This window comes from Marinobacterium nitratireducens (assembly GCF_014645375.1).
Taxonomy (GTDB): Bacteria; Pseudomonadota; Gammaproteobacteria; order Pseudomonadales; family Balneatricaceae; genus Marinobacterium_A; species Marinobacterium_A nitratireducens.
This window is the reverse complement of sequence record NZ_BMLT01000003.1, coordinates 437,798-461,142: the sequence shown is the minus strand read 5'-3', so window position 1 is coordinate 461,142 and position 23,345 is coordinate 437,798. Positions and strand designations below refer to the sequence as shown.

At 60.5% G+C, this 23,345-nt stretch carries 21 protein-coding genes and 4 tRNA genes (1 of these 25 cut by a window edge); 15 read left to right on the top strand and 10 right to left on the bottom strand.

All coding sequences use genetic code 11. The annotated features are described in order from the left end of the window. The 4 genes from IEX85_RS07790 to IEX85_RS07775 all read left to right on the top strand — a co-directional run. Positions 1-41: transfer RNA gene (locus tag IEX85_RS07790), tRNA-Gly, on the top strand (it extends 41 nt beyond the left edge of the window). A gap of 3 nt (positions 42-44) precedes the next feature. Further along, positions 45-120, top strand: a tRNA-Gly gene (locus IEX85_RS07785). Between the two features lie 156 nt (positions 121-276). Then, positions 277-352, top strand: a tRNA-Glu gene (locus tag IEX85_RS07780). Between the two features lie 3 nt (positions 353-355). Beyond that, positions 356-431 (top strand) — tRNA-Gly (locus IEX85_RS07775). A gap of 488 nt (positions 432-919) precedes the next feature. On the opposite strand, the gene IEX85_RS07770 is transcribed toward IEX85_RS07775, so the two are convergent. The 6 genes from IEX85_RS07770 to IEX85_RS07745 all read right to left on the bottom strand — a co-directional run bounded on the left by IEX85_RS07770 (position 920) and on the right by IEX85_RS07745 (position 9,140). Further along, positions 920-2,245: a hypothetical protein gene (locus tag IEX85_RS07770; protein ID WP_188860014.1), complete on the bottom strand. Its 1,326-nt coding sequence runs from the start codon at positions 2,243-2,245 to the stop codon at positions 920-922. 266 nt (positions 2,246-2,511) lie between these two features. After that, on the bottom strand, positions 2,512-4,110 hold the full coding sequence (locus tag IEX85_RS07765; protein ID WP_188860013.1) for a sulfatase family protein: 1,599 nt from the start codon (positions 4,108-4,110) through the stop codon (positions 2,512-2,514). Then, positions 4,110-6,008: a TRAP transporter permease gene (locus tag IEX85_RS07760; protein WP_188860012.1), complete on the bottom strand. Its 1,899-nt coding sequence runs from the start codon at positions 6,006-6,008 to the stop codon at positions 4,110-4,112. The genes IEX85_RS07765 and IEX85_RS07760 overlap by 1 nt, the downstream gene beginning before the upstream one ends. Before the next feature lie 81 nt (positions 6,009-6,089). Beyond that, complete coding sequence (locus tag IEX85_RS07755) at positions 6,090-7,055, bottom strand: TAXI family TRAP transporter solute-binding subunit (RefSeq protein ID WP_188860011.1); 966 nt, start codon at positions 7,053-7,055, stop codon at positions 6,090-6,092. A gap of 138 nt (positions 7,056-7,193) precedes the next feature. Further along, a complete protein-coding gene (pcaQ, locus tag IEX85_RS07750) occupies positions 7,194-8,111 on the bottom strand; it encodes a pca operon transcription factor PcaQ (protein ID WP_188860010.1) in 918 nt (305 codons plus the stop codon). Between the two features lie 105 nt (positions 8,112-8,216). After that, positions 8,217-9,140, bottom strand: coding sequence for a LysR substrate-binding domain-containing protein (locus IEX85_RS07745; protein WP_188860009.1), 924 nt, complete (start codon positions 9,138-9,140; stop codon positions 8,217-8,219). A gap of 142 nt (positions 9,141-9,282) precedes the next feature. Here IEX85_RS07745 and maiA point away from each other — a divergent pair, with 142 nt between their 5' ends. From maiA to IEX85_RS07730, 3 genes are all read left to right on the top strand, one after another. Next, positions 9,283-9,924 carry a maleylacetoacetate isomerase gene (maiA, locus tag IEX85_RS07740; protein ID WP_188860008.1) on the top strand — a complete coding sequence of 214 codons (642 nt, stop codon included), beginning with the start codon at positions 9,283-9,285 and terminating at the stop codon, positions 9,922-9,924. 88 nt (positions 9,925-10,012) lie between these two features. After that, entirely contained in the window at positions 10,013-11,044 is a 1,032-nt protein-coding gene (locus tag IEX85_RS07735; RefSeq protein ID WP_188860007.1) for a cupin domain-containing protein, read from the top strand. A 179-nt stretch (positions 11,045-11,223) separates the two neighbouring features. Further along, complete coding sequence (locus IEX85_RS07730) at positions 11,224-11,925, top strand: fumarylacetoacetate hydrolase family protein (protein ID WP_188860006.1); 702 nt, start codon at positions 11,224-11,226, stop codon at positions 11,923-11,925. A gap of 170 nt (positions 11,926-12,095) precedes the next feature. On the opposite strand, the gene IEX85_RS07725 is transcribed toward IEX85_RS07730, so the two are convergent. From IEX85_RS07725 to IEX85_RS07710, 4 genes are read right to left on the bottom strand one after another with little or no spacing between them, the layout of a single operon-like run. Next, positions 12,096-12,884 carry an alpha/beta fold hydrolase gene (locus tag IEX85_RS07725; protein WP_188860005.1) on the bottom strand — a complete coding sequence of 263 codons (789 nt, stop codon included), beginning with the start codon at positions 12,882-12,884 and terminating at the stop codon, positions 12,096-12,098. Positions 12,885-12,898: 14 nt separating this feature from the next. After that, the gene (gene pcaF, locus IEX85_RS07720) at positions 12,899-14,101 is read right to left on the bottom strand and encodes a 3-oxoadipyl-CoA thiolase (RefSeq protein WP_188860004.1); all 1,203 of its coding nucleotides are present in this window, start codon (positions 14,099-14,101) and stop codon (positions 12,899-12,901) included. Between the two features lie 10 nt (positions 14,102-14,111). After that, complete coding sequence (locus IEX85_RS07715; protein ID WP_188860003.1) at positions 14,112-14,888, bottom strand: CoA-transferase subunit beta; 777 nt, start codon at positions 14,886-14,888, stop codon at positions 14,112-14,114. A gap of 1 nt (position 14,889) precedes the next feature. Continuing rightward, positions 14,890-15,705 (bottom strand): CoA transferase subunit A, encoded by an 816-nt coding sequence (locus tag IEX85_RS07710; RefSeq protein ID WP_188860002.1) that lies wholly within the window; start codon positions 15,703-15,705, stop codon positions 14,890-14,892. A gap of 197 nt (positions 15,706-15,902) precedes the next feature. Here IEX85_RS07710 and IEX85_RS07705 point away from each other — a divergent pair, with 197 nt between their 5' ends. From IEX85_RS07705 to IEX85_RS07670, 8 genes are all read left to right on the top strand, one after another. Continuing rightward, positions 15,903-16,682 carry an IclR family transcriptional regulator domain-containing protein gene (locus tag IEX85_RS07705; RefSeq protein ID WP_188860001.1) on the top strand — a complete coding sequence of 260 codons (780 nt, stop codon included), beginning with the start codon at positions 15,903-15,905 and terminating at the stop codon, positions 16,680-16,682. Between the two features lie 526 nt (positions 16,683-17,208). Next, positions 17,209-17,709, top strand: a complete 501-nt coding sequence (locus IEX85_RS07700; protein WP_188860000.1) for a cupin domain-containing protein — start codon at positions 17,209-17,211, stop codon at positions 17,707-17,709. Between the two features lie 61 nt (positions 17,710-17,770). Further along, positions 17,771-18,748 (top strand): hydroxyquinol 1,2-dioxygenase, encoded by a 978-nt coding sequence (locus IEX85_RS07695; protein WP_188859999.1) that lies wholly within the window; start codon positions 17,771-17,773, stop codon positions 18,746-18,748. Between the two features lie 19 nt (positions 18,749-18,767). After that, complete coding sequence (locus tag IEX85_RS07690) at positions 18,768-20,237, top strand: aldehyde dehydrogenase family protein (protein WP_229721830.1); 1,470 nt, start codon at positions 18,768-18,770, stop codon at positions 20,235-20,237. Positions 20,238-20,342: 105 nt separating this feature from the next. Further along, a complete protein-coding gene (locus tag IEX85_RS07685) occupies positions 20,343-21,419 on the top strand; it encodes a maleylacetate reductase (RefSeq protein ID WP_188859998.1) in 1,077 nt (358 codons plus the stop codon). Between the two features lie 124 nt (positions 21,420-21,543). Then, positions 21,544-22,404 carry an intradiol ring-cleavage dioxygenase gene (locus IEX85_RS07680; protein WP_188859997.1) on the top strand — a complete coding sequence of 287 codons (861 nt, stop codon included), beginning with the start codon at positions 21,544-21,546 and terminating at the stop codon, positions 22,402-22,404. A 2-nt stretch (positions 22,405-22,406) separates the two neighbouring features. Further along, positions 22,407-22,724, top strand: a complete 318-nt coding sequence (locus IEX85_RS07675) for a YciI family protein (RefSeq protein ID WP_229721829.1) — start codon at positions 22,407-22,409, stop codon at positions 22,722-22,724. Continuing rightward, positions 22,708-23,085 (top strand): Rieske (2Fe-2S) protein, encoded by a 378-nt coding sequence (locus tag IEX85_RS07670; protein WP_188859995.1) that lies wholly within the window; start codon positions 22,708-22,710, stop codon positions 23,083-23,085. The genes IEX85_RS07675 and IEX85_RS07670 overlap by 17 nt, the downstream gene beginning before the upstream one ends. Positions 23,086-23,345 lie beyond the last annotated feature (260 nt).

The following is a 23,345-nucleotide window of genomic DNA, read 5'->3' as shown; positions in this document are numbered from 1 at the left end:
TCACGGCGGTAACAGGGGTTCGAACCCCCTACGGGATGCCATCAGCGGGAATAGCTCAGTTGGTAGAGCACGACCTTGCCAAGGTCGGGGTCGCGAGTTCGAGTCTCGTTTCCCGCTCCAATGCTTGAAGGTAACGCGTGACAGGTTGCGCGTTACGCGTCGAAAGCAAGTGCCGTTCAGGACGGCTGGCTTTCGGAAACTTGGGATTTTGCAATAGAGGCCTGAGTTTCAGGGTTGGTAGTCACGCGTCACGCGTCACTTGTAACCCCAATATGTGTCCCGTTCGTCTAGTGGTCTAGGACACCGCCCTTTCACGGCGGTAACAGGGGTTCGAACCCCCTACGGGATGCCATCAGCGGGAATAGCTCAGTTGGTAGAGCACGACCTTGCCAAGGTCGGGGTCGCGAGTTCGAGTCTCGTTTCCCGCTCCAATCATTCTTGGTTCCAAGTAATAACGTCCGCGCCAATCTCTAGGGCGACCCGCTTTTTATTCGTAGGGGTCACGACCGGAGCGCCGGCCGGTTGCGTCTCGTTTCCCGCTCCAAATTTTCTTTATTTTGTTACTTAAAATCCCTGCCCGTCTGAAAGGCGACCCCGCTATTTATACGTCGGGGCCTCGACCGGGACGCCGGCCGGTTGCGTCTCGTTTCCCGCTCCAATACATATCCTCAAGATACAGCCACTCAGTACCTATCTTCAGGGCGACCCCGCTTTTTACTTGTCGGGGCCACGACCGGAATGCCGGTCGTGTAGGATGGGCTGAGTGATGCATCCCGACTATCCTGAACGTCTGGCACGTCTTTCGGGCATCGCGAACCCCATCAAATCGATTGTATTGCAGATCGATTGATGTCGGCTGGCACTCCGTTTTTTCTGTCCTCCCGCGCCTGCCCTGACTGGGGAGCGCGGGGGCGCCTAGTTACCTCACCCCGCAGTATTCCAGCACCTGGAGCGTGCAGAGCGTTACCGCCAGCATTACCAGGGTGTAAAGGGTATTGTTGGCCAGTATCTCGCGAGCGGTGCAGCGAAAGCGGGCCTGAAGGATGAAGTTCAAACCGCTGAAAATGCTGCCGGACATCGACAGCGCCGTCCCCACCACGTAGGCGATGGCCATCAGCGTTGGTGTGGTGGTGATGTCGGCGAAGAAGCCCATGAAGATTGCGACCAGCGCGAACTGGTGCACCCCCAGGGCGGAGAAGACGACGATGGAAACGAGGACCAGGCTGGCGATGTCCGCATTGGTCTCATCGAACGGCAGGTCGACCAGCCCCAGTGCAATGCAGCCCTTGACCCCGGCGGCGAGCAGGCCCGCGACGAGAAACAGCGATATTTCGCCGCGGGCGTCCGGCAGGCGCTCGACAATGTGGCTGGCGGTTGTGCGGATTGCCGTGCTTGCCCCTTTTTTCCGGCTCAGGATGAAAAATGGGACCAGTATTGCCAGGGTGGCGACCAGACCGGTGGTGGGCAGGGTGGGCGCCTGCCAGGTAATCAGCAGCACGCTGGAAATCAGCAGTGCCGGGAGCAGCAGCGTGGAGCGCTTGATCGGGTAACCCGCGTATTCACGCATCGCGTCAGCGCGCCTGAACCGGCATTCGAGCAGTGTCAGTAACAGACCCAGCAGCGCCAGTGAAAGCGTGAAAGGGTAGATCTCATAGATATCGGTGCCCGGCACCTTGTCGAGGATCATCGGCAGGATGCTGAGAAAGGGTGACCAGAGCACCGCGAGACTGAATCCCCGCGCGAGAATGATCTGCGACAGCGCGGACAGGCGCTCGGAGCGATAGAGCTGGTCGCCGACCATCAGGACCGAGGAGAAATTCGCCACCGAGGAAAAAAAGTGCATGCCGCCCAGGGTGGTCAGGAAACTGCACATTCCCTTGCAATCCGCTGCGGGCTCGAGCCTCGATACCAGACGAATGAAGTTGACGGCCGCCAGCAGCATGGCCAGCTTAAGGTGCTCGCCGAGGATATCCAGTAGCCCGATCTGGCTGCCCCTGATCCAGGCCCAGCAGGTGAAGAGCGCCCCCGCCGTGCCCAGAATCAGGATCAGGCGCCGTTGTTTGCCGCTCAGATTGCGCAGCTCCAGCAGTACGAACGACCAGGCCAGCAGGGTGGCGATATGGCTGGCCTCGATGAGGTCGAAGGTATCGGCAAGGCCGAGCAGCATGGCGCTGAACATCAGGGGCCCGGAGCAACGATCCAGGAATCGCGGGATGAAGGCCGGGATCGTTGAAGTGGATAACATAGGGGGAAAATTCCGAGTCGTCGTTGAGGTTTGTTAATATAATTAATATATTAACTAAATTCAATCAGCGAGGTGTTGGCGTTCGCTACCGTTCATCACAATGCCCGCTCAGTCCACTGGAGCCTACACTAGTGATGGATCGCGCTTCGATACCTGGCGTGCTGATATATGAAGCAAGGATGCTTAATGCATTCTTGAAAATTTAGGCTGAGCCCGGATTGAATTTCCGGGCCAGCCCTCGTGAAAGATTTTGCTTGAACCGTCACTCATGCCAGGCTGGTGGGCAGCGGTGCGCGGTCGATATGCTCGATCTCGGCGCGCGCCAGGCGCTCGATCAGTCGGTACTTTTCGGTCGCCGCGTCCGGGTCGTCCCAGCGATTGACGAATTCGCCCGGATCCGTTTCCAGATCGTAGAGTTCGCCCCACTCGACGCCCTCGAACAGGCTGATACGCCAGCGTCCATCGAAGATCGAATGAACCCGCGGCGGGCCGTCCAGGCCCGGGTGGGTGCGCTGGTGGTCGTACTGCATAAAGACGACATCCCGCTGGTGGCGGTTGTCGCCGTCGATCACCGGCAACAGCGTCCGGCCCTGGATGCCGGCGAACGGGTTGATCCGGGCGCGGTCCAGGATCGTGGCCGGGATATCGATGGTCGAGCCGAGTGCCTTCAGCCGCTGCCCGCGGGTGGCGCTGGCCGGATCACACCAGATGAAGGGCACACGGGTGATGTCGCGGTACTGTTCCGCCCCCTTGAACAGCAGTCGGTGGTCGCCTAGATGATCGCCGTGATCCGACGTGAACAGCAGCACGGTGTTCTCCCGCTCGCCGCTGGCATCGAGCGCGGCCAGTATGCGGCCGACGGCATCGTCGATCATGCTGATCATGCCGCAGGTCAGCGCCCGCGCCTCGAGCGCCTCGTCCAGTTCGCTGCCGATGCTGTTCATGCCGTGCAGGGCTGCACGACCGGTTCGCCGCTGCTCGTACAGCGCCTGCACGTGCGGCGGTACCTCCCAGTCGGTGCGTCGGAACGCCTCGGGCACATCCATGTCGTCCGGGCTGTACATGTCCCAGTACTTGCCGGGCGGGTTGAACGGGTGATGCGGGTCCGGGAAGGAGACCATCATGAAGAAGGGGTCCTCGCCATTGGCGTTTTCCTGCAGCCAGGCTTCTGCACGCTCGGCAATGAACGTGGTCGAGTAGAGTTCCTCCGGCACGGCGGTACGCACCGCCTGGGGGCAACTGTAGTCGTGTGGCAACTGGTTATCCGGCCCGAGCAGGCTGGCAGCGTCCGGTTCGCGCTGCAGCAGCCACTGCTTGAAGTCGCCGCCGACAGCGTCGCCGTGGCCTGTCACCAGCTCGACATGGTCGAAGCCGTAGAAGGGCGTCGAGACGCGGGCGCCCTCGCGGGACCAGAAATCCGGTTCCTCGTTGCGGTAGCGGTCATCCTTGCGGTGATCCCGCGTGGCCTGACTCAGCGCCTCGGAAGGCTGACGGTAATCGGCCGGCGGCTCGTCCTGTTCCAGCACCGACGGCGTACCGACGAAGTTCTGCAGGTGACTCTTGCCGACCAGGGCGGTGGCGTAACCGGCTTCGCGCAACAGTTCGACGAAGGTGACATTGTCGGTGGACAGCGGAATGCCGTTGGCCCGCACGCCGTGAACCGACGGCATCCGGCCCGTCATCAGGCTGGAGCGGTTCGGCATGCAGACGGGGCTGGCGACATAGAACTCCTCGAACAGGGTTCCGGCCGCGGCCAGACTGTCGATGTGTGGCGTACGCAGCACCCTGTGGCCATAGCAGCCGAGATGGTCGGCACGGTGCTGATCGGTCATGAAGAGGATAAAGTTGGTGCGTTTCTGGGTCATCACAGCGCTACCTGTCTCTTTTTCTGTACGAAGTGTTCGGAAGCCAGAACCAGCGCGCCCAGTAGCAGGGTGACGAGCGCAGCGGTCAGTTCGATGTTTTCGGGGTAGGCTGCCTTGGGCAGCAGCAACAGGCAGCCAAGCGTCAGATAGGTCAGGCGCCGCATCGGGCTGAGCGGACCGCCGAGGTAGCCTACGATGCAGGCGGTCACCAGCCAGACGCCGGCGGTGGCGCGAACGATGGCAAGCGCGATGTCGATGGCGTCACCACTGAAGATCAGTGCCGGGTTGACCACGAACACGAACGGGATGACGTAGGCTGACCATGCCAGGCGCGTGGCCTCGAAACCGGTACGCATCGCCGGGGTTTTGGCGAGACTCGCCGCGGCAAAGGAGGCGATCGCCACCGGTGGTGTAATCAGCGACATCATGCCGAAGTAGAGCACGAAGAGGTGAGCCGCCATCTTGTCGATCCCGAGCTCGACCAGGGGTGCCGCGACCAGCGTCGACAGCAGCGCGTAGACGCCGACGGTCGGCATGCCCATGCCCAGCACGATGCAGATCATCGCTGCCAGCAGCAGCAGACCGACCAGGTTGCCGTTGCCCAGGTCGATGATGGTTTCGGTGATTTTGAACAGGATGCCGGAGTTGTTGAGCGCGCCGATGACGATGCCGGCACCGGCGGCGATCAGGACGATGCCGACCGCGGCTGAGGCGGTATCGCGGATCGCCTCGAACCAGGTCGTCAGCGACGGACGCTTGCCGTTCACACCGAAGACATAGAGCGCGACGATCAGGGCGCCGGTGGAGATCAGCGCCGCGTACTCGGGACGCCAGGCGAAAACGAACAGACCGGTGATCAGCACGACGAACGGCATGATGAACAGCCAGCCGTAGCGAAGCTCATCCCGCGCTCTGGGGCGCTCCTCGCGGGGCAGCCCGCGAATGCCGTCGCGGGCCGCGATCAGGTCGATCTGCAGGAAAAGCGCTAGGTAATACAGAAAGGCGGGAACTAGCGCCGCAAGGACCACGGCAGAGTAATCGGTTTGAATGGTGACCGCCATCAGAAAGGCGGCGGCGCCCATCACCGGCGGTACCAGCTGGCCGCCGGTGGAGGCGACGGCTTCGAGGCCGGCAGCTGTTTCCGCCTTGTAGCCTGCCTTGCGCATCATCGGGATGGTGATCATGCCGGTCGAAATGACGTTGGCCACGGCGGAGCCCGAGATTGAGCCGAACAGGCCGGACGCGGTTACCGCGATCTTGGCCGAGCCGCCGCGGGCGCCGCCGAACAGGGCAGCGGAAATGTTCGAGAAGAACCGGCCACCACCGGTGCAGAGCAGCACCGACCCCATCAACACGAAGGTGATGACGACGCTGCCGACGGTGGCCAGGGGCGCCCCCAGGATGTTGCCGTCGAGGTAGGCCATTTTGTAAAGGAAGGAATCCATCCGGAACGGGCGTCCCGACAGGACTTCTGGCAAATCGGCCGAGAAGTACGCAAGCATCAGCGAGCCGGCGATGATGATTGCGAGCGACAGACCGGCGGCGCGCCGTATGCCCTCGATCAGCACCAGGATCATGACCGCCGAGAGAACCTGCCCGGAAACCTGGAAATCGTAGAGGTTGGCCTGGTCGAGCAGGGTCTCGAAATCGAAGGCGATATACAGCGATGCCAGACACCCCAGCAAAGCGACGGGCATATCAAGCAGCAGCGACAGCCCCGGACGGGTACGGACCAGCGGGTGCGAGATAAAGACAACCAGTACCGCAAGGGCGACAAGTACGTAGAGGTACTGTCCCTTGTAAAGGTTGAGCCCGACGAGGCGCTGGATATCGAACGCCCACAGAACTGCGAGCACGACGAGGATCACCCCGAGCGTGTTGATGGCAATTTTTTTCATGGAGGTCACTTTGAATCAGGGGGGTGGGGGCGGCACCGGTCGTTTGAAGGGCGCCGCCCGGGGGGCGGGTGGGCAGTCAGATTACTGCCATACCCCTTTTTCCTGGTAAAAGCGGATGGCGCCGGGGTGGTAGGGCACCGGAAGCTTGCTTTGTCCCATGGTGTTGAGGTCCAGTGCTTCGAAGTCGCTGGCGGCGACGGCAAGCTTGTCCTTGTTCTCCGCCAGGGCTTTGACGACCTGGTAGACGGTTTCCTCGTCGACCTGGCTGTCGGTCAGCACGACGAAGGGAGCCTCGATCACGTTGGTGGGCGCTGCAACGCCCGGCACGGAGCCGGCCGCGACTTCGGCAACGTAGGCGCCCGGAGAGCGCTCGGCCAGGGTTGCGCTGGCACTGTCGGAGCTGTCCACCGACAGTGCGCGAACGCCGACCACGGCGTCGGCTTTCTGCACCACGCCGGCCTTGGTACTGAAAATCGTCGCGTCCAGGCCGCCGTCGATCAGTTCGTCCATCGCCTGAACACCGTTCTGGACCGGGACCGCGGTGACGTCATCGTAGCTCATGCCGGACATCGCCAGCGCCGAGGTCATGAAACCGGCGAGGTTGGACTGAGACTTGAATGCCGACGCGACGCGCTGTCCGCGCAGGTCGCCAAACGACTTAATCGGCGAATCCTTCTTGACGTAAACACCCAGGTGCAGCGGATAAACCACCGCGGCGACGCGCAGTGACTCGAATTTGCGACCCTTGAACGGGCCCTTGCCGTCCAGGGCGGTCGCCGCGGCGACGACATTGGCGAAGGCGAAGTCGAACTCGCCCGCGGTCATCGCGGGGATAATCGCGGTGGGGCCGCCCTGCGGGATAACGGTAAAGGGGGTACCGATGGCATCGCCCACCACGTCGGCGATAGCAGAACCCGAGGCATAGGCGACGGAACCCTGGGGATTGGTGCCGATGCTGAGGGTGCGGGCCTGGGTGGTAAACGGCAGAACGGCAAGGGTAGAGGCGAGAATCGTGCTCAGGACCAGTCGGGAAAATCGCTTCGTCATGATCTACTCCAAGTTATTGTTATGGCGGTGCCCCAGGTCGCCCAGGGTACCGCTGATCTTGATGTAGATCATTTTTAACGGAATATAATGCGCGCTAAAGCGAATTCTTGTCCGTTCATATGACTTTTTTTCCTTGTATCAGGGTTTGATCAGGCGGCTGGCAATGCGCAACTGTTCGATCAGCTCGGCGCTGAGCCGGGTCAGGCCAGCCTCGGCGCGGGTCGATATGCCCACTGCGCTCTCGGTGGCGGTGAGGTCGACCGCAAGCTCCTGCAGCACGCCGGCTTCGATGTCCGGCCTCAGTATGCCGCGGGCGGTTATCCAGAGTGCATCGTTCTGCAGCGCGTAATGCCGCCCGAACTCGACCGACAGCGTCTCGATGGTGTTCGGCAGCTCGATCAGGCCGCGACTCAGAAAAAAGCGGTCGATCTCCGGACGTATAACGGTTCCGGGCGGTGGCAGGATCACCGCATAATCGGTGATATCGCGCAGCGACAGCGGCGCTGGTGACAGCAGCGGATGGCCGGGCCGGGCGACCAGTGCCAGGGTTTCGTAATAGAGGCGCTCGAAGTGCAGCCCCATCATGTCGGCGGGTTCGGCGAAACGGCCGACCACGAAGTCCACCTCGGCGGTTCTCAGCAGGGTTAGCAGATTACGGTTGGTGTCGGTGATGATTTTCACCGGTACATCCTGATGCCGGGTCTTGAACGCCGCGACCGCGGCCGGCAGGACTTCCGAAGCGACGTTGGGCAGGGAGCCGAGCAGCACCGCGTGGCGGGCATCCTTGCGGCTCTGTGCGATCAGCTCCATGCCCTGGCGAACGGCTGTCAGGCTGGCACTGGCGTAGCGGTGGAATATCTCGCCGGCCGGGGTCAGCAGGATACCGGCGCGGTTGCGCTCCAGCAGCCGCTCCCCGACCACCTGTTCCAGCTGACCCAGGCTTTTGGAGGCCGCCGACTGGGTGATCGACAGGGCGTCCGCCGCGCCGGCGACGCTGCCCTGCTTGATGATTTCAACGAACAGCAGCAGTTGCCGCTGAGTGATACGGTCGTACATCAGGCTTCCACTCTGGGGATGTCCATTTGGGTCGGTTTCTTCGGTGTTAAAGCTAGCTCGCTTAAGGCGGTATGAAAACAGCGGCCAGGGCCCTGTGCGCGGCACTCAATCGAACATCAGGGATACTGCCTGGCGAAAACAGTCCAGCAGGTCCTGCAGTGCCGCGTCGGGGTTCGCCTCGTCGCGCCAGCACATGCCGACGAAGCCGCCTTCGCTGCCGAGCTCGATATCGAGGGGGACCACCAGGCCGCGGTCGGTAAAGTGCCGCGCGATCCGCTCCGATGCGACCGAGAGCATGTCGCTGTACTGCAGCAGCCAGAGATTGCCGACCTGGGACGTCGATTCTATCCGGTAATGAGGCCTATGCAGGCCCGCGGCGGTCAGTGCATTTTCGAGCCGGCTGCGTATCGGTGTGCCGCGTGGCCAGACAACCCAGTCGTATTTCAGCACCTGATCCCAGCTGATATTGCGTTCGTAGGACAGCGGATGTTCGACCCGCGCGATGATCCTGAGCGGCTCGTCGTACAGCGCTTCGGTGCGCAGGCTCGGACGCGGCTCGAAGTTGTCCAGCCGGCCGACAACGACATCGAGGCTGCCATGCTCCAGTTGCTCGAGCATGGCGTTCATGGTGTTTTCCTGCAGCTGCAGCCGTGTCTTTGGGTGCTGTCTTAGAAATTTCATCATGGCGGCGGGGACGAAGCTCGGCGCGGCAGCGGGCGAGGTGCCGACCGCGAAGGTACGGTTGCTGCCTTCCTGCAGTGCTTCAAGATTGAGTTGCGCGCGCTCCATTTCGGTCTGGATCCGCCGCGCATGGCTGACCAGTAGCTCCCCCGTCGGGGTCGGCGTGAGACCCCGGGCATGGCGCTCGAACAGCGAGGCCCCCGCGTCCTCCTCCAGCTCCTTAAGCCACTTTGACAGTCCCGGCTGGGTGGTATGCGCCTGGCGGGCTGTATCGCTGAGGCTGCCGGTTTCGGCGAGGCTGATCAGCAGTTGCAGATGACGGAAGCGAAGGCGGCGTGTCCAGTCCATAGGTATACGAAATAAAGTATGGGTGTATCCAAAAATATCATTATTCGCTATGGGGTGTCCCGTGAATAATCAGTTTCACACCGGGCGGCGCTCTCACTGCGAGCCGACAGGCTGCTGGCGCCGGCGATACGAGGGAGACCCGATGAAACTTTACAGCTTTTTCAACAGCTCCACGTCCTACCGCGTCCGCATTGCTCTGGCGCTGAAGGGACTGGAATACGACTACCAGGGTATCAATATCCGGGTCGGTGAACAGCGCAGCCATCACTACAGCGAACTGAACCCGTCCAAGGGGGTGCCGGTGCTCGAGGGCGACGACGGCTTTTCGCTGAGCCAGTCGCTGGCCATTATCAGCTACCTCGACGATATCTGTCCGGAACCGCGTCTGGTGCCGGCAGAGCCGAAGCTGAAAGCCCGCGTGCTGGAAGTGGCCAGTGCAATAGCCGCCGATATGCACCCGATCAACAACCTGCGCGTACTCGGTTACCTGACCAAGGAACTGGACGTCAGTGACGAACAGAAACGCGACTGGTACCGCCACTGGGTCGCGGAAGGCTTCACGGCGCTTGAAGAGAGGCTGGCCCGTCACGGTTACGGCGACTTCTGCTTTGGCGAGACCCCGACGCTGGCCGACGTCTGCCTGGTCCCCCAGGTCGCCAACGCCCAGCGCTTCGGCTGCGATCTATCGGCCTACCCGCGAATCATGGCGGTATACGAGCACTGCTGCCGCCAAGCCGCATTCCAGCAGGCCGAGCCTTCGCGGCAACCTGATTTTGCCGCCTGAGTATTGCCGGCTGGCACAACTGCCAGTGTACAGAATCCAGACAAACGCAGGGGCCTGGCTCCGGGATAAACAATAAGAGGAGTGGTATATGCACGCACTTGGCACACTCGAAGAGCTGCCCCAGTCTTATCGCGATCAGCTGACCGGCGAGAATCTGGTACCGCTGTGGCCCAATATGCGCGCGGTATTGCCGCCGAACGTCCCCAGCCGCAGGACACAAACCCTGAACTGGAAATACGAGGCGGTGCGCCCGCTGCTGTTACAGGCCGGCGAACTGACGCCGATGGAAAAGGCCGAGCGCCGCGTGCTGGTGTTGGCCAATCCGGGGCATGGTCTCAACAACATGCAGGCAACGCCAAGTATCTACATGGGCCTGCAGCTGATCCTGCCGGGCGAGACGGCGCCGAACCACAGGCATACACCGAATGCCGTACGCATCATTGTCGAAGGTGAGGGCGCCTACACCACCGTCGACGGCGAACCCTGCCGCATGGAGCGGGGCGACCTGATCCTGACGCCGGCCGGCAAATGGCATGAGCACCATCACGAAGGCGATGGGCCGATCGTCTGGCTCGACGTGCTCGACCTGCCGCTGATGTATCAGCTCGAAGGCTCCTGGGCGATGGAGGGCGAACCGCAGCCGACCAGGCGGGCGCGGGACAAATCCTTCGCCGAGTACAGTGCCGCGGGCGTCGTGCCGAACGTCAATTTCAAGCGCGCCCAGGAAGCCGCGCCGATGCTGCGTTATCCTTGGACCCGGACGCGCAAATGCCTGATCGAGATGGCGGAACACTACCGCGAAGAGCTGCTGCGGATTGATTACGTCAATCCCGAGACCGGCGCTAGCCTGTTCCCGAGCATAGGCTTCGGCGCCATCATGCTGCGCCCCGGTGAAACCGTCGTGCTGCCGAAACGTACCACCGCCTGCGTCTTCCATGCAGTGGAGGGCAGTGGACGCATGGGCGTCGACGGCGGCGAACCGCTTGCCTGGAACGCGAAGGACACCCTGTCCGCGCCGGGCTACACCGATATCGTTTTCAGCAACGACTCCGAAGACGCGCCTGCATTCCTGATCACCGCCGACGAAGCGCCACTGCACCGCTACCTCGGCATTTATTAGTGATTGGCGGTTCCGTTCGCAACCCGTAGGGCACCTTGAGCGTAGCGAAACGTGCCGCGTCGTGCTTCGAGTCACCCCAGGAGCCAATGAGCGGTGCAGTTCGCTGCGCTCAGTGCACCCTACGTTAGTCGGATGCCGCCGATTACCATTGATTAGTCAACGACAGAGAGCCCCCGATTATGAGCGACAAACTGATTTTCCCTGCCAAACCCCAGACCCTGACTGCCATCGCCGGTACCGATGCACTGTTTCCGGTTCACCGCATTTTCTGCGTCGGCCGCAACTACCACGCCCACGCTGCCGAAATGGGCACCAGCGTCGACAAGACGACGCAGGAGCCGTTCTACTTCACCAAGCATCCGAGCGCGTTGATTCCGGCCGGCGCCGAGATTAGTTATCCGCCGCAAACCGGCAACTACCACTACGAGATGGAGTTTGTGGTCGCCATCGGCAAGGAAGGCTTCGAGGTCGCCGAAGCCGATGCGGAGGACCTGATCTTTGGCTACGCCGCCGGCCTGGACATGACCCGTCGCGATCTGCAGCTCAAGGCGCGTGAAACCGGCCGCCCCTGGGATTTGGGCAAGGATTTCGAGGAGTCGGCGGTGATCTCCCCGATCGTGCCGAAAACCCAGACCGGCATTGTCGATTCGGGCGCGATCGAGTTGGCCGTCAATGGCGAGACCCGCCAGAAATCCGAGCTGACCAAGTTGATCTGGAACGTGCGCGAGATCATTGCCCACCTGTCGAAGTTCTACCACCTGCAGCCTGGCGACCTGATCTATACCGGCACACCCGAAGGCGTCGGCGCCGTGGTGGCGGGCGACCGGATCACCGGCTTTGTCGAGGGTGTGGGCGAGCTTACCCTCAGTATCGCGAAATAGAAGTACTTCCTGAAAGGAGTAGCTTAGGGAAGCTGCGGCCAAGTTTTCAAAAGGTCAGCTATAGCTGCGGTATCTGCAACCTATTCGCAAGTTACATAGCTCTTCTACGGGCTGTAAGGTCAGGCAGTGGAAAGGGGCAGCGCCTTCAGGCGCTGCCCCGATCAAGCGGATTAAAGCAGGTTTTCGATTAGCAGACCGGCAAAGCGGTCCGGACATTCCACAGACGGGACGTGGCCGACCTGCTCCAGTATGACGGGATCGGCTGCGTTGCAGCATTGCGCCAGCGCTGCCAGGGATTCCGGCGGCGTGGCGACATCGTTGGCGCCGCCGATCAGTTGCAGCGGTACCTTCCGATTGTCGAGTTTTTCCCGAAAATCGGTATTGGCCAGCATCTCGCACAGCAGGGCATAGCTGTTGTCGTCACCGCGGCCCATGATGACCCTCCAGCCGTCAAGCAGGGCCGGCTGCTCCTCGCAAGCCCTGGCGCCGAACCAGCGCGGCACTATGTCCTCTGCCATAACGGCAAGGCCCTTTTCGCGCACGTTGGCAGCGCGCAGGTGCCAGGCGTCGGGCGTGCCGATCACGGCGCCGGTGTTGGTGAGGGTGGCCGAGAGCAGCCGGTCGCCCTGTTCGGCGATCAGCTGCTGACCGATCACGCCGCCGATGGAGGTGCCGGCAAAATGGAAGGCGTCGGCGCCTGCGGTGTCGGCCAGGGCCAGTGCTTCCCGGGCCAGATCGTCCGGTGTGATGGTCGCGCTGTCCTCAGGCCAGGCGCTGCTGGCGCCGTGGCCCGCCAGGTCCCAGGTCAGCACCCGGAACCTGGCGAGCAGCGCCGGCAGCATATCGTCCCATACGCCCTGGCTCATCCCCAGTGGATGCGCAAGTATCAGCAGGGGCCTGCTTGCATCGCCCAGCAGGCGGTAGCAGAGGGTGCGGCCCCGGTGGTTCAAGAATGCCATGAAAGCTCCTTCACTCAAGCGCGTTCGATCAGTGTAGCAATGCCCTGGCCGACGCCGACACACATGGTGCAGAGGGCATAGCGGCCACCGCTGCGCTGCAGCTGGTGGGCCGCGGTCATCAGCAGGCGCGCGCCGGACATGCCCAGCGGGTGGCCGAGGGCGATGGCGCCGCCGTTCGGGTTGACCCGGTGATCGTCATCGGCGATGCCGAGCTCCCGCATCACGGCCAGGCCCTGGGCGGCAAAGGCCTCGTTGAGCTCGATGACGTCGATGTCGGCGATGCTGAGGCCCTGCTTTTCCAGCAGTTTGCGCACCGCGGGCGCGGGGCCGATGCCCATGATGCGGGGTTCCACGCCGGCGGTGGCCATGCCGAGGATTTTTGCCATCGGCTGCAGGCGGTGCTGCTTTACCGCGGCTTCGCTGGCAACCAGCATGGCGGCCGCGCCGTCGTTCACTCCGGAGGCATTGCCGGCGGTGACGCTGCCGCCTTCACGAAACGGCGCCGGCAGTGACGCGAGCTTTTCCAGGGTGGTGCTGCGCGGGTGCTCGTCGCGGTCGAACAGCAGCGGCTCCTGCTTGCGGCGCGCAATGGAGACCGGCACGATTTCCTCGGCAAAAATTCCGTCCTCTTGCGCCCGAGCGGCTTTCTGCTGCGAACGAAACGCGAACAGATCCTGATCCTCGCGCGACACCCGGAACTGCTCGGCGACATTTTCCGCGGTTTCCGGCATCGAGTCGACACCGTACTGCTGCTTCATCAGCGGGTTCACGAAGCGCCAGCCGATGGTGGTGTCCTCGATTTTCTGGCCGCGTGAAAAGGCGCTGTCGGCCTTGCCCATGACATAGGGTGCGCGGGACATGGACTCCACGCCGCCGGCCAGAACCAGGTCCATCTCACCGGCGCGGATGGCGCGAAAGGCGGTGCCGACGGCATCCATGCCGGAGCCGCACAGGCGGTTGAGCGTGGTGCCCGGCACTGACGTCGGCAGGCCCGCCAGCAGTGCGGACATGCGGGCGACGTTGCGGTTGTCTTCGCCGGCCTGGTTGGCCGAGCCCATCATGACTTCGTCGATGGCGGCCGGATCCAGGTTGGGGGCCTGTTCCAGCACGGCTTTGAAAATATGCGCCGCCAGGTCGTCCGGGCGCACGCTGGCGAGACTGCCGCCGATGCGGCCGATGGCCGAGCGGCGGGGGTGGCAGAGAAATACGTCGGTCATCTGGGTTACCTCAGTGCTGGCCGGAATGGTGGGCGTGGGTGCGTGCTTTCAGGCTGCGCAGGACTTCCAGCTCGCCGGCGGTGGGGGCCGGGGTGGTTTCCAGCCGGTCGGCGAAGCGGATCTCCCAGCCGGTGGCGTCGATAACATCCTCGCGGGTGACGTTCGGATGCAGCGACGTGACCACAAGCTCCCGGGTTTCGGGATCCGGCTTTAGGATGCACAGGTCGGTGATCACCACGCTGGGACCGCGGCCGATATTGGGTACGTTATCCCGTGCCTTGCCGTCGCGACCGAAGCCCACCGTGGTCACGAAGTCGACGTCCCTGACGAAGGTGCGCTTCGAGTGTTTGACGGTAATGAACACTTCCTTGGCGTTGGCGGCGATTTCCGGCGCGCCGCCGCCGCCCGGCAGGCGGACCTTGGGGTTGCGGTAGTCACCGATCAGGGTGGTGTTCAGGTTGGCGTAGCGGTCGATCTGGGCGGTGCCCAGGAAACCGACGCTGATGTGGCCGCCCTGCAGCCAGTAACGGAACATTTCCGGTACCGATACGGTGGTCAGGGCCGATTCGCAAAGCTCCCCGTCGCCGATGGACAGCGGCAGAATATCGGGTCGGGTCTGCAGGGTGCCGGATTCGTAGATCAGGGTGACATCCGGCGCGTGGGTCAGGCGAGCCAGGTTCGCAGCCTCGCTCGGAAGGCCGATGCCCACGAAGCAGGTCATGTCGTTGGTCAGCGCCCGCGCGGCAGTGACGCTCATCATTTCCGATGCGGTAAATTCAAGGCTCATCTCACGCAGCTCCTTTCTCGAAAACGTTCTCTTGCAGCCAGGCCTGGAAGCTTTCGCGATCCCGGGCGATTCCGTCCCATTGCTTGTAAAAGGCGTTGTCGCGCTCGTAATAGCCGAGGGCGTAGGAGGGTTTCGCGCCTTTGGGGACTTCGGCAATGGCGCTGACCGCCCAGGCGGGCAGCACGCAGGCATTCACGGACGCGCCGAGGTCATCGACGATTTCCTCGACGGTGACGATGCTGCGTTTGGCGGCCAGCACGACTTCTTTCTGAATGCCCACAATGCCTTCGATCAGCACGTTGCCCTGGCGGTCGGCGCGCTGGGCATGAATGATCGCCACATCGGGACGGATGGACGGCACCGCCGCCAGCTTTTCACCGCTGAAGGGGCATTCGATGAACCTGATCTGATCGTTCACCTTCGGCAGATCACTGCCGACATAGCCGCGCAGCACCGCCAGCGGCAGGCCGGCGGCGCCGGCCTCATAGGCGCAGGCCATCGCCGCGTGGCTGTGCTCCAGGATCTCGAGGGGCTTGGGCCAGCCTTTTTCCACCGCGTCCCGCAGGCGATGCAGGGAGCCTACGCCCGGGTTGCCGCCCCAGGAGAAGATCAGCTTGCTGGCGCAACCGGCGCCGATCAGCTGGTCATAGATCAGGTCAGGCGTCATGCGGATCAGGGTCAGATCGCGCTTTTCCTGGCGAATGATTTCGTGGCCCGCGGCAAACGGGATCAGGTGAGTGAAGCCTTCCATCGCGACGATATCGCCGTTGTTGACGTGTCGGCTCACCGCATCCTGGAGGGAGAGAAATTCAGCCATCGCAGTACCTCCTGTGTGTTTCTTAATAAGTTCGCAATGCGAACACTAATTTGTAATGCGAACATCATGGCGTGATCGGATGGATGGCGTCAAGTACAAATTTTCACCAGTCATCAAATTTGCACTTATGTTCGTAATGCGAACTTGCTGCTAGGATGCGTTGATACTGACTTTCGATTGGGTTTGAAGGAGCCAAAATGGACGACAAGACGCTGGAGCCCGGGGACCGGGATTACGTGGGGGCGCTCGCTGCAGGCCTGGATGTGCTGCAGTGCTTCGATGCCGAGCATCCGCGCATGACGCTGAGCGAGGTGGCGGCGCGAACGGAGATGGACCGTGCCAAGGCGCGCCGTTTCCTGCTGACCCTGCATGCGCTGGGTTTTGTAAAGCGCAGCGGTCGTCAGTTCGAGCTCACGCCGCGGGTGCTGCAGCTGGGGTATGCGTATCAGGCGTCGAACCAGTACCGCGCCGTGATCCAGCAGTACCTCGAAGACATCACCGCCGAGCTTGGCGAGTCGTCATCGCTGGCGGTACTGGATGGCGACGATGTGGTCTACGTGGTGCGGTCCGCCGCCCGGCACCGCCTGATGGCCATTACGCTGTCCGTCGGTACCCGACTGCCGGCTGCCTATACCTCCATGGGGCGGGTGCTGCTCGCGCAGCTGGCCGAGCCGGAGCTGCAGGGATTTCTGGAGCGGGTGGAGCTGTCCGCCTTTACGGCTTCGTCGCTGACCACGCGGGATGCGCTGGAGGCCGAGATTCGCAAGGTCAGGGAGCAGGGTTATTCGATTGTCGATCAGGAGCTGGATTCGGCGCTGCGCTCGGTGGCGGTGCCGGTATTCGCAGGAAGCGGCGAGCTGCTGGGGGCGATCAACATCAGCACCAATGCCGCCCGGGTCGATATGGAGACCCTGAAGGGGCGGTATTTGCCGCGCCTGCAGGCCGTGGCGGAGCAGGTGCGGCAGACCACGCGCTGAGGAGCCTGCAAAGCAGAGTAACTGGATGGCTGAAACGACGCTTGGTGCGAGGTATTCGCTGCTGACTTTGCTCTGGGCGTCGTGTAACCCACCTCGTGCTTTCAGGCACCACGCTGGTATCAGGCTCAGTTGAAGTGTTCCCCGAGATTGGCTCCTGCATTACAGGGGTGTTCTCCGACCCTGGCGGTTGCGCTGCTGCAGGCTTCCTGCCGTAAGCGGCACACACCAACAATCGCTGACCTTTGAACAGTTTCAATAAGCCCTGATCCCTCTTTCCGGTACTGACTCTACTGGAGCTAGTGTCTGGTTTTTTAGGAAGCCAATAAATAATTTCGCATTGCGAAACGCATCCGCTCAGATTTTTCCAGTTTCCCGGTTGGATGATACTAATAACTGGTATGGACAAGCAGCGTCGATGCCTCGATTGCGTATTAATATCGGAATATGCTGAGGTGGCTGTTTACGACGAAATTACGTTTGTCCTTTTTGATTGAATAGTATAGGTCAATCCTGAGAGGAATCAGTCATGATGGCAGAGTATAAAACCAAGTTTGCGTCTATTGATGACTATACCAAGGGCGGGATCCAGATCCTTAATGAAGATCCCAAGCGTTTTGTATTTTCTAATCTTTATGAAGTTGCGGCGACCAGTGCACCTTACGAGCGTGTCGTGGTAGCCAAGAATCTTGATTACACCATCGAGGTGTCGCGTGCAGAGAATACCTCGGACTGGTATGTCTGCTCTCACGACGAATTTGTCGTCGCGATGGATTACGACGTCGAAGTACATTTCGTCAAGCTGGACGATGAGAAGGTCGTCGATGAGAACCAGGATGGAGCGGTAAAGCTCCAGGGGCATCCTGATGGGAGAAAAATGGGCCGGATTCTGATGAAGCGAGGTCATCAGGCGCTGCTGCCGGAAAAAGTCGCTTACCGTTTTCAAGCTTCAGCCCCTGCGACACTGATGCTTCAGACGCTCATTGGTCAGGAGTCCGTCGAAAAGTGGGGTGATATCTGCATCAAGTAAATACGCCCTCCTGTTGGATTCAATCTTCATAAGAAAAAACTTAACCACTGAGGTATCTGCTATGAATGTCAGCTTGAAATGTATCCCCGATAACAGCGTCACAGGTTACGAGACTTTTCGTGCTGGGAGCTTCGCGTTCAGCCGCTGTGAATACTTTGCCTATATCGACTCACCGGTCGGCGAACATGTTATGCCGATCGATGCTTTTCTCAAGGCTCTCATGCGTGATATTGCCTGGGGCTTTTTCTACGGCACAGTGGCATTCGATGATGTCTTTGGCACCACCAACCATTACGGTAACGTTGATATGTTTCTGGGGACTTTCAACGAAGAGTGGGTGAAAGCCGAAAGGACCTACTCGGAGAATTTTCGCTCCGATGAATTGATGGCTGTATTCAAGGCGATGATCTCTGACTGGACCAATGAAGGTTTCGATCCGTTCGCCGCGCCGCAGGAAACGGGCAATGCCTGGGGGCGCAAGCAGGGTAACGAAGATGCTTTGATTGAACGTAAGCGCGAAGTCGCCAAGCGTATGGTTGGCATTCCGGGGGATGCTCCGCTGCGAACTGATGAAAATGGCTATCCGGTCAACCGGGCCTTCCTTGACGTTGATCAGGAGCAGCCTGTGATCGAAGCTGAACCCGGCTTCGAAGACCAGCTGTATGCGTTCAATCTGTTTGGATACCTGTCCCGCTCCGACGTTACCTGGAACCCGTCCGTCGCTTCTGTCGTTCGACAGAGCTTGTTCTGCCCCACGACCGAAGAGTTTGTACTGCCGATTGCCCACGGCAACGATCGGGTCGAATGGTTCGTGCAGCTCTCGGACCATATTATCTGGAATATCGAGGACAAGCATACCAGTGCGCCGACAGCGACCGTGACCATGCGGGCCGGCGATGTGGCCGCGATGCCGGGTGATATCCGCCACAAGGGTCTGTCCCCGAAACGCTCGTTGCTGCTGGTGTGGGAAAACGGCTCGCCGGAAATCCAGGAAATGATCAAGAACGGTACCGTACCGATGGTACCGGTGACCTTTTAGTCGAGGGGGACAAAGGCCGATGAATATCCAGAACAATATGCTGATCGGAGGGGAATGGTGCGAGGCCAGGGACGGCGGCACCATCGACGTGCTCAATCCTCACGACGGCTCCGTGATTACCCGGGTTGCCGAGGCAAAAGCGGAGGATGTCGATCGTGCGGTGGCGGCAGCCAAGGCCGCCTTCCCGGCCTGGTCGGCAATGCAGGCATCGGAACGCGGGCGCCTGCTGCTGAAGCTGGCCGACAGGATTGAAGACTGCGCCGAGGAGTTGGCTCAGCTGGAGTCCCTCGACACCGGTCACCCGATTCGTGATACGCGCAACCTGGACGTGCCGCGTACCGCCTATACCTTCCGTTACTTCGGCGGCATGGCGGATAAGGTCGAAGGCAGTGTCATCCCGGTAGAAAGCGGTTTTCTCAACTATACCCAGCGGGAGCCGATCGGCGTTGTCGGCCAGATCGTGCCCTGGAACTTTCCGCTAATGTTCACCAGCTGGAAGATGGCACCGGCACTGGCTGCGGGCAATACGGTTGTGTTGAAACCGGCAGAACTGACGCCGCTGACAACCCTGCGTATTGCGGAGCTGATGCAGGAAGTCGGCTTTCCCCCGGGGGTGGTCAATGTCGTCGTAGGTTATGGCCACAGCGCTGGTGCGCGCCTGGCGGAGCACGAAGATGTCGGCAAGATCGCTTTTACCGGCTCGACAGAGACTGGGCAGCGCATCGTAAAGGCCTCTGCCGGTAACCTGAAGAAGGTTCAGCTTGAGTTGGGCGGCAAGGGTGCGAACATCGTCTTCGAGGACGCCGATTTGAAGAAGGCCGTTGGCGGAGCTGCTTTTGCTATCTTCCATAACCAGGGGCAAGCCTGTATCGCCGGTTCACGCATCCTGCTGCACGAGCGCATCGCCGATGAGTTTCTGGACCGGTTTGTCGGGTTGGCCCGTTCGATCCGATTGGGGGAGCCTCGGGATCCGGACACCGAGATGGGGCCTTTGACGTCGAAACTCCATCAGGACCGCGTCCTCAGCTATTGCCAGATCGCAAAGCAGGAGGGCGGGGAAATCCTGCTCGGCGGCACAGCGCCCGAATCGCCGGAACTGGCCGGTGGTTGCTACGTACAGCCAACCATTGTTCGCGCCAAGCCGGGCGATCGAATAGCGCAGGAGGAAGTTTTCGGGCCCTTTGTTACCGTCATGACCTTTAAAGATGATGCCGAAGCCTTGGCCATAGCCAACGGCACGGACTACGGCTTGGGCGCTGGTCTCTGGACCCGGGATCTAGAGCGAGCGCACCTGTTCGCCCGCGAGTTGCATGCCGGAATGGTCTGGATCAACAGCTACAAGCGAGTCAATCCGGCTAGCCCGTTCGGCGGCGTCGGCAAATCGGGCTACGGCCGTGAGATGGGATTCGAGGTAATGCGTGAATACACCCAGGTGAAATCCGTCTGGGTTAACGTCGACGCGCAGATTCCGCCCTTCTACAAACGGTAAGAGGAGAGTAGCAGCGATGCGGTCAACCATCCGGGTACCTTCGGCCGAGAAGCTTGATGTCCTGTGCGACCTCAACGCCGGACGTGCGCACACAGGAGCAGAAAGATGATCGACTTCCACTACCAGATAAACCCCGGTCGCATCATATTCGGTGCGGGCAAGCTGGCCCAGGCAAAAGCCGAGGCCGAAGCGCTGGGCATGCGTCGCGTGTTGGTGTTGAGCACGCCGCAGCAGCGACCTTTAGCAGAGGATCTGGCCGCCCGGCTCGGCGATATTGCGGTTGGTATCTACGATCAAGCCGTCATGCACGTGCCGGTCGAAACCGTCGCCGATGTGATGGGGGTGGCTCGAAAGTTCGAGGTTGATGGTTGCGCGGCCATTGGCGGTGGTTCCACCATCGGTCTCGCCAAGGCGATCGCTCTCGAAACAGACTTGCCGATTCTCGCGATACCGACCACCTATGCCGGTTCCGAGATGACTCCAGTCTGGGGGTTGACGCGTGATGGTCTCAAGACAACGGGGCGCGACACGCGGGTGCTGCCAAAGACTGTTATCTATGATCCGGAACTGACGCTGGAGCTGCCCGACTTCATTTCCGGCCCAAGCGGTATGAACGCAATCGCCCACTGCGTGGAGGGGCTTTACTCGCAAAGCCAGAACCCTGTTACATCGCTGATGGCAGAAGAGGGTATCCGGGCGCTGGCGCAAAGTCTGCCGGTGGTTGTCAGAACGCCGGGTGACATCGAGGCGCGGGCGCAGGCATTGTATGGAGCCTGGCTGGCTGGCACGGTGCTTGGCACTGTTGGTATGGCCATTCATCACAAGCTCTGCCATACGCTGGGCGGCAGTTTTAACCTGCCTCATGCCGAGGTGCATACGGTTGTCATACCGCAGGCGACCGCGTTCAACCAGGCCCATGCCCCCAAGGCCATGGCTGCAATAGGGCGCGCACTGGGTGTCAAAGCCGAAGATGCCGCCCCGGCCCTCTTCGACTTGGCGCTCTCGCTGGGCGCTCCGGTGGCATTGAAAGACATTGGCATGAAGGAATCGGATTTGGAAAAGGCCGCCGGTATCGCCACAACCAACCCCTATTACAATCCCCGGCCGGTAATCCGCGATGATGTTCTGGCGCTGCTGCACCAAGCTTACGACGGCATTCGGCCGAGCGCAGCCGCAATTTGACGACCGCTCATGATGTCGGGCTTGGTAACGACCAGTACATCTGTGTGCGGCTCCGCCATGGGTGCGACCGGTATCAAGTCCGAACGGAGTGCCTGAATCCATCGAAATAATAAAGGAAAAGAGCATGGGGATCAGCGAAGAAAACATTACCGATGTCGTTATCGGTACACTTAATTCGGAAAATGCCAGACTCAACGACGTTATGTCATGCCTGGTCAGGCACTTGCACGCCTTTATCCGGGAAGTCGAGCCTACAGATGAAGAGTGGATCAGTGGCATAGAGTTTCTGACCCGCGTGGGACAGAAGTGCGATACCGTGCGACAAGAGTATATCCTGCTATCCGATACGCTCGGTGTAACCGCATTGAAAGACTGTATCGCCAACCGCAAACCAGAGGGTGTGACCGAAGTTGCGGTGCTGGGGCCCTTTTATCGAGACGGTGCGCAGTTGTTGCCTCTGGGGAGCAATATTTCCCGGGGAACGGCCGATGGCGAGGAGTGTCTCGTTCGGGGCCGGGTCATGACTGCTGCTGGGAAACCGGTTGCCGGCGCCCTGATCGACGTCTGGCAGGCTGCCGACAACGGGTTGTATGAGCAGCAGGACGAATCTCAGCCAGAAATGAACCTGCGTGGTTGTTTTCTCAGCGACGAAGACGGTTTCTACAGCTTCAGGACCGTGAAACCCAAATACTACCCGATTCCGGGCGACGGTCCTGTCGGCGAAATGCTAAGCGCGGTTGGACGGCACAATTATCGCCCGGCGCATATTCACTTCATCGTCAGTGCCGAAGGATTCGAGCCGGTCGTGACCCAGATTTATGACCGTCAGGATCCTTACATCGACTCGGATGCTGTATTCGGAGTCAAGGAGTCGTTGGTAAAGGATTTCCACCGTATAGAGGATGCTGGCCTGGCCAGGGACTTTGGTGTCAGTCTAGGTGCCTGGTTTCTCGAATACGATTTCGTTCTGAACGATGCGGGTTGATTATGTATTTTGCAGTTTTTGCCAGAGACAAGCCCGGTATGGGGGCCATCCGGGCTCAAGTGCGTCCCGAACACCGAAAATACCTGCGAGAACACATTTATGATCTAAACGTCGTGCTTGGGGGGCCAACGCTGGATGCAACGGCGGAGAGTATGAACGGGACGCTGCTTGTGATCGAAGCCGAGACCTTGCTGGAGGTACAACGCTTTGTGGCAGACGATCCCTATCATAAGGCCGGCCTGTTCGGTTGTCTAGAGATCTGTCCCTGGGACTGGAGCCTGGGCAGAATAGAGGTGCAACAAGATGAAAAAGTGGTATGACGAGCGTTATGCACCTGAGGCAGGGGCTGTATTGTGCGATACCAACGACGTTAGTGTGGGCAAGGCCAGGCTATTCTCCTTTGGCGAAGAAGCGAAATTTAAATTTCGTATGATTCTTTATAATGATCAGGGAGTCTATAGGGCCTATCGGAATGTCTGTCCTCATTTCCAGGTACCCTTGGGCCTGGAGGCTTCGAACCTGTTCACGACGGACAAACGGCAATTCATGTGTACGATTCACTATGCGAAGTTCGAGTTTGCGGACGGAGCCTGTACGGAAGGCCCTTGTGAAGGGCTCAGGCTGGAAGCGATTCCTGTCGAGACTCATGATGGTCAGGTTTACATTGCAAGGATGGAATGAATTACGTTTATATATAGGCGGGCCTATCCAGAATATTTTATTAACCTGGCTTATAAATTGTATTTGTAAGTCCTATCACAGAAACGGGCTCAGATGCGTGGATATGCTGGTTTCTGTGGTGCGCGTATTGGCCTGCGGCCAATGATGAAGCATCCCTTCTTCATGTATTAACCAGCCGGGTTTCCATTCGGTTTTAACGTAAGCGTCCGGCGAAACCGTCTTGAGCGCTCGGCTGTATACTGGCGATAGTGTCCACCTAT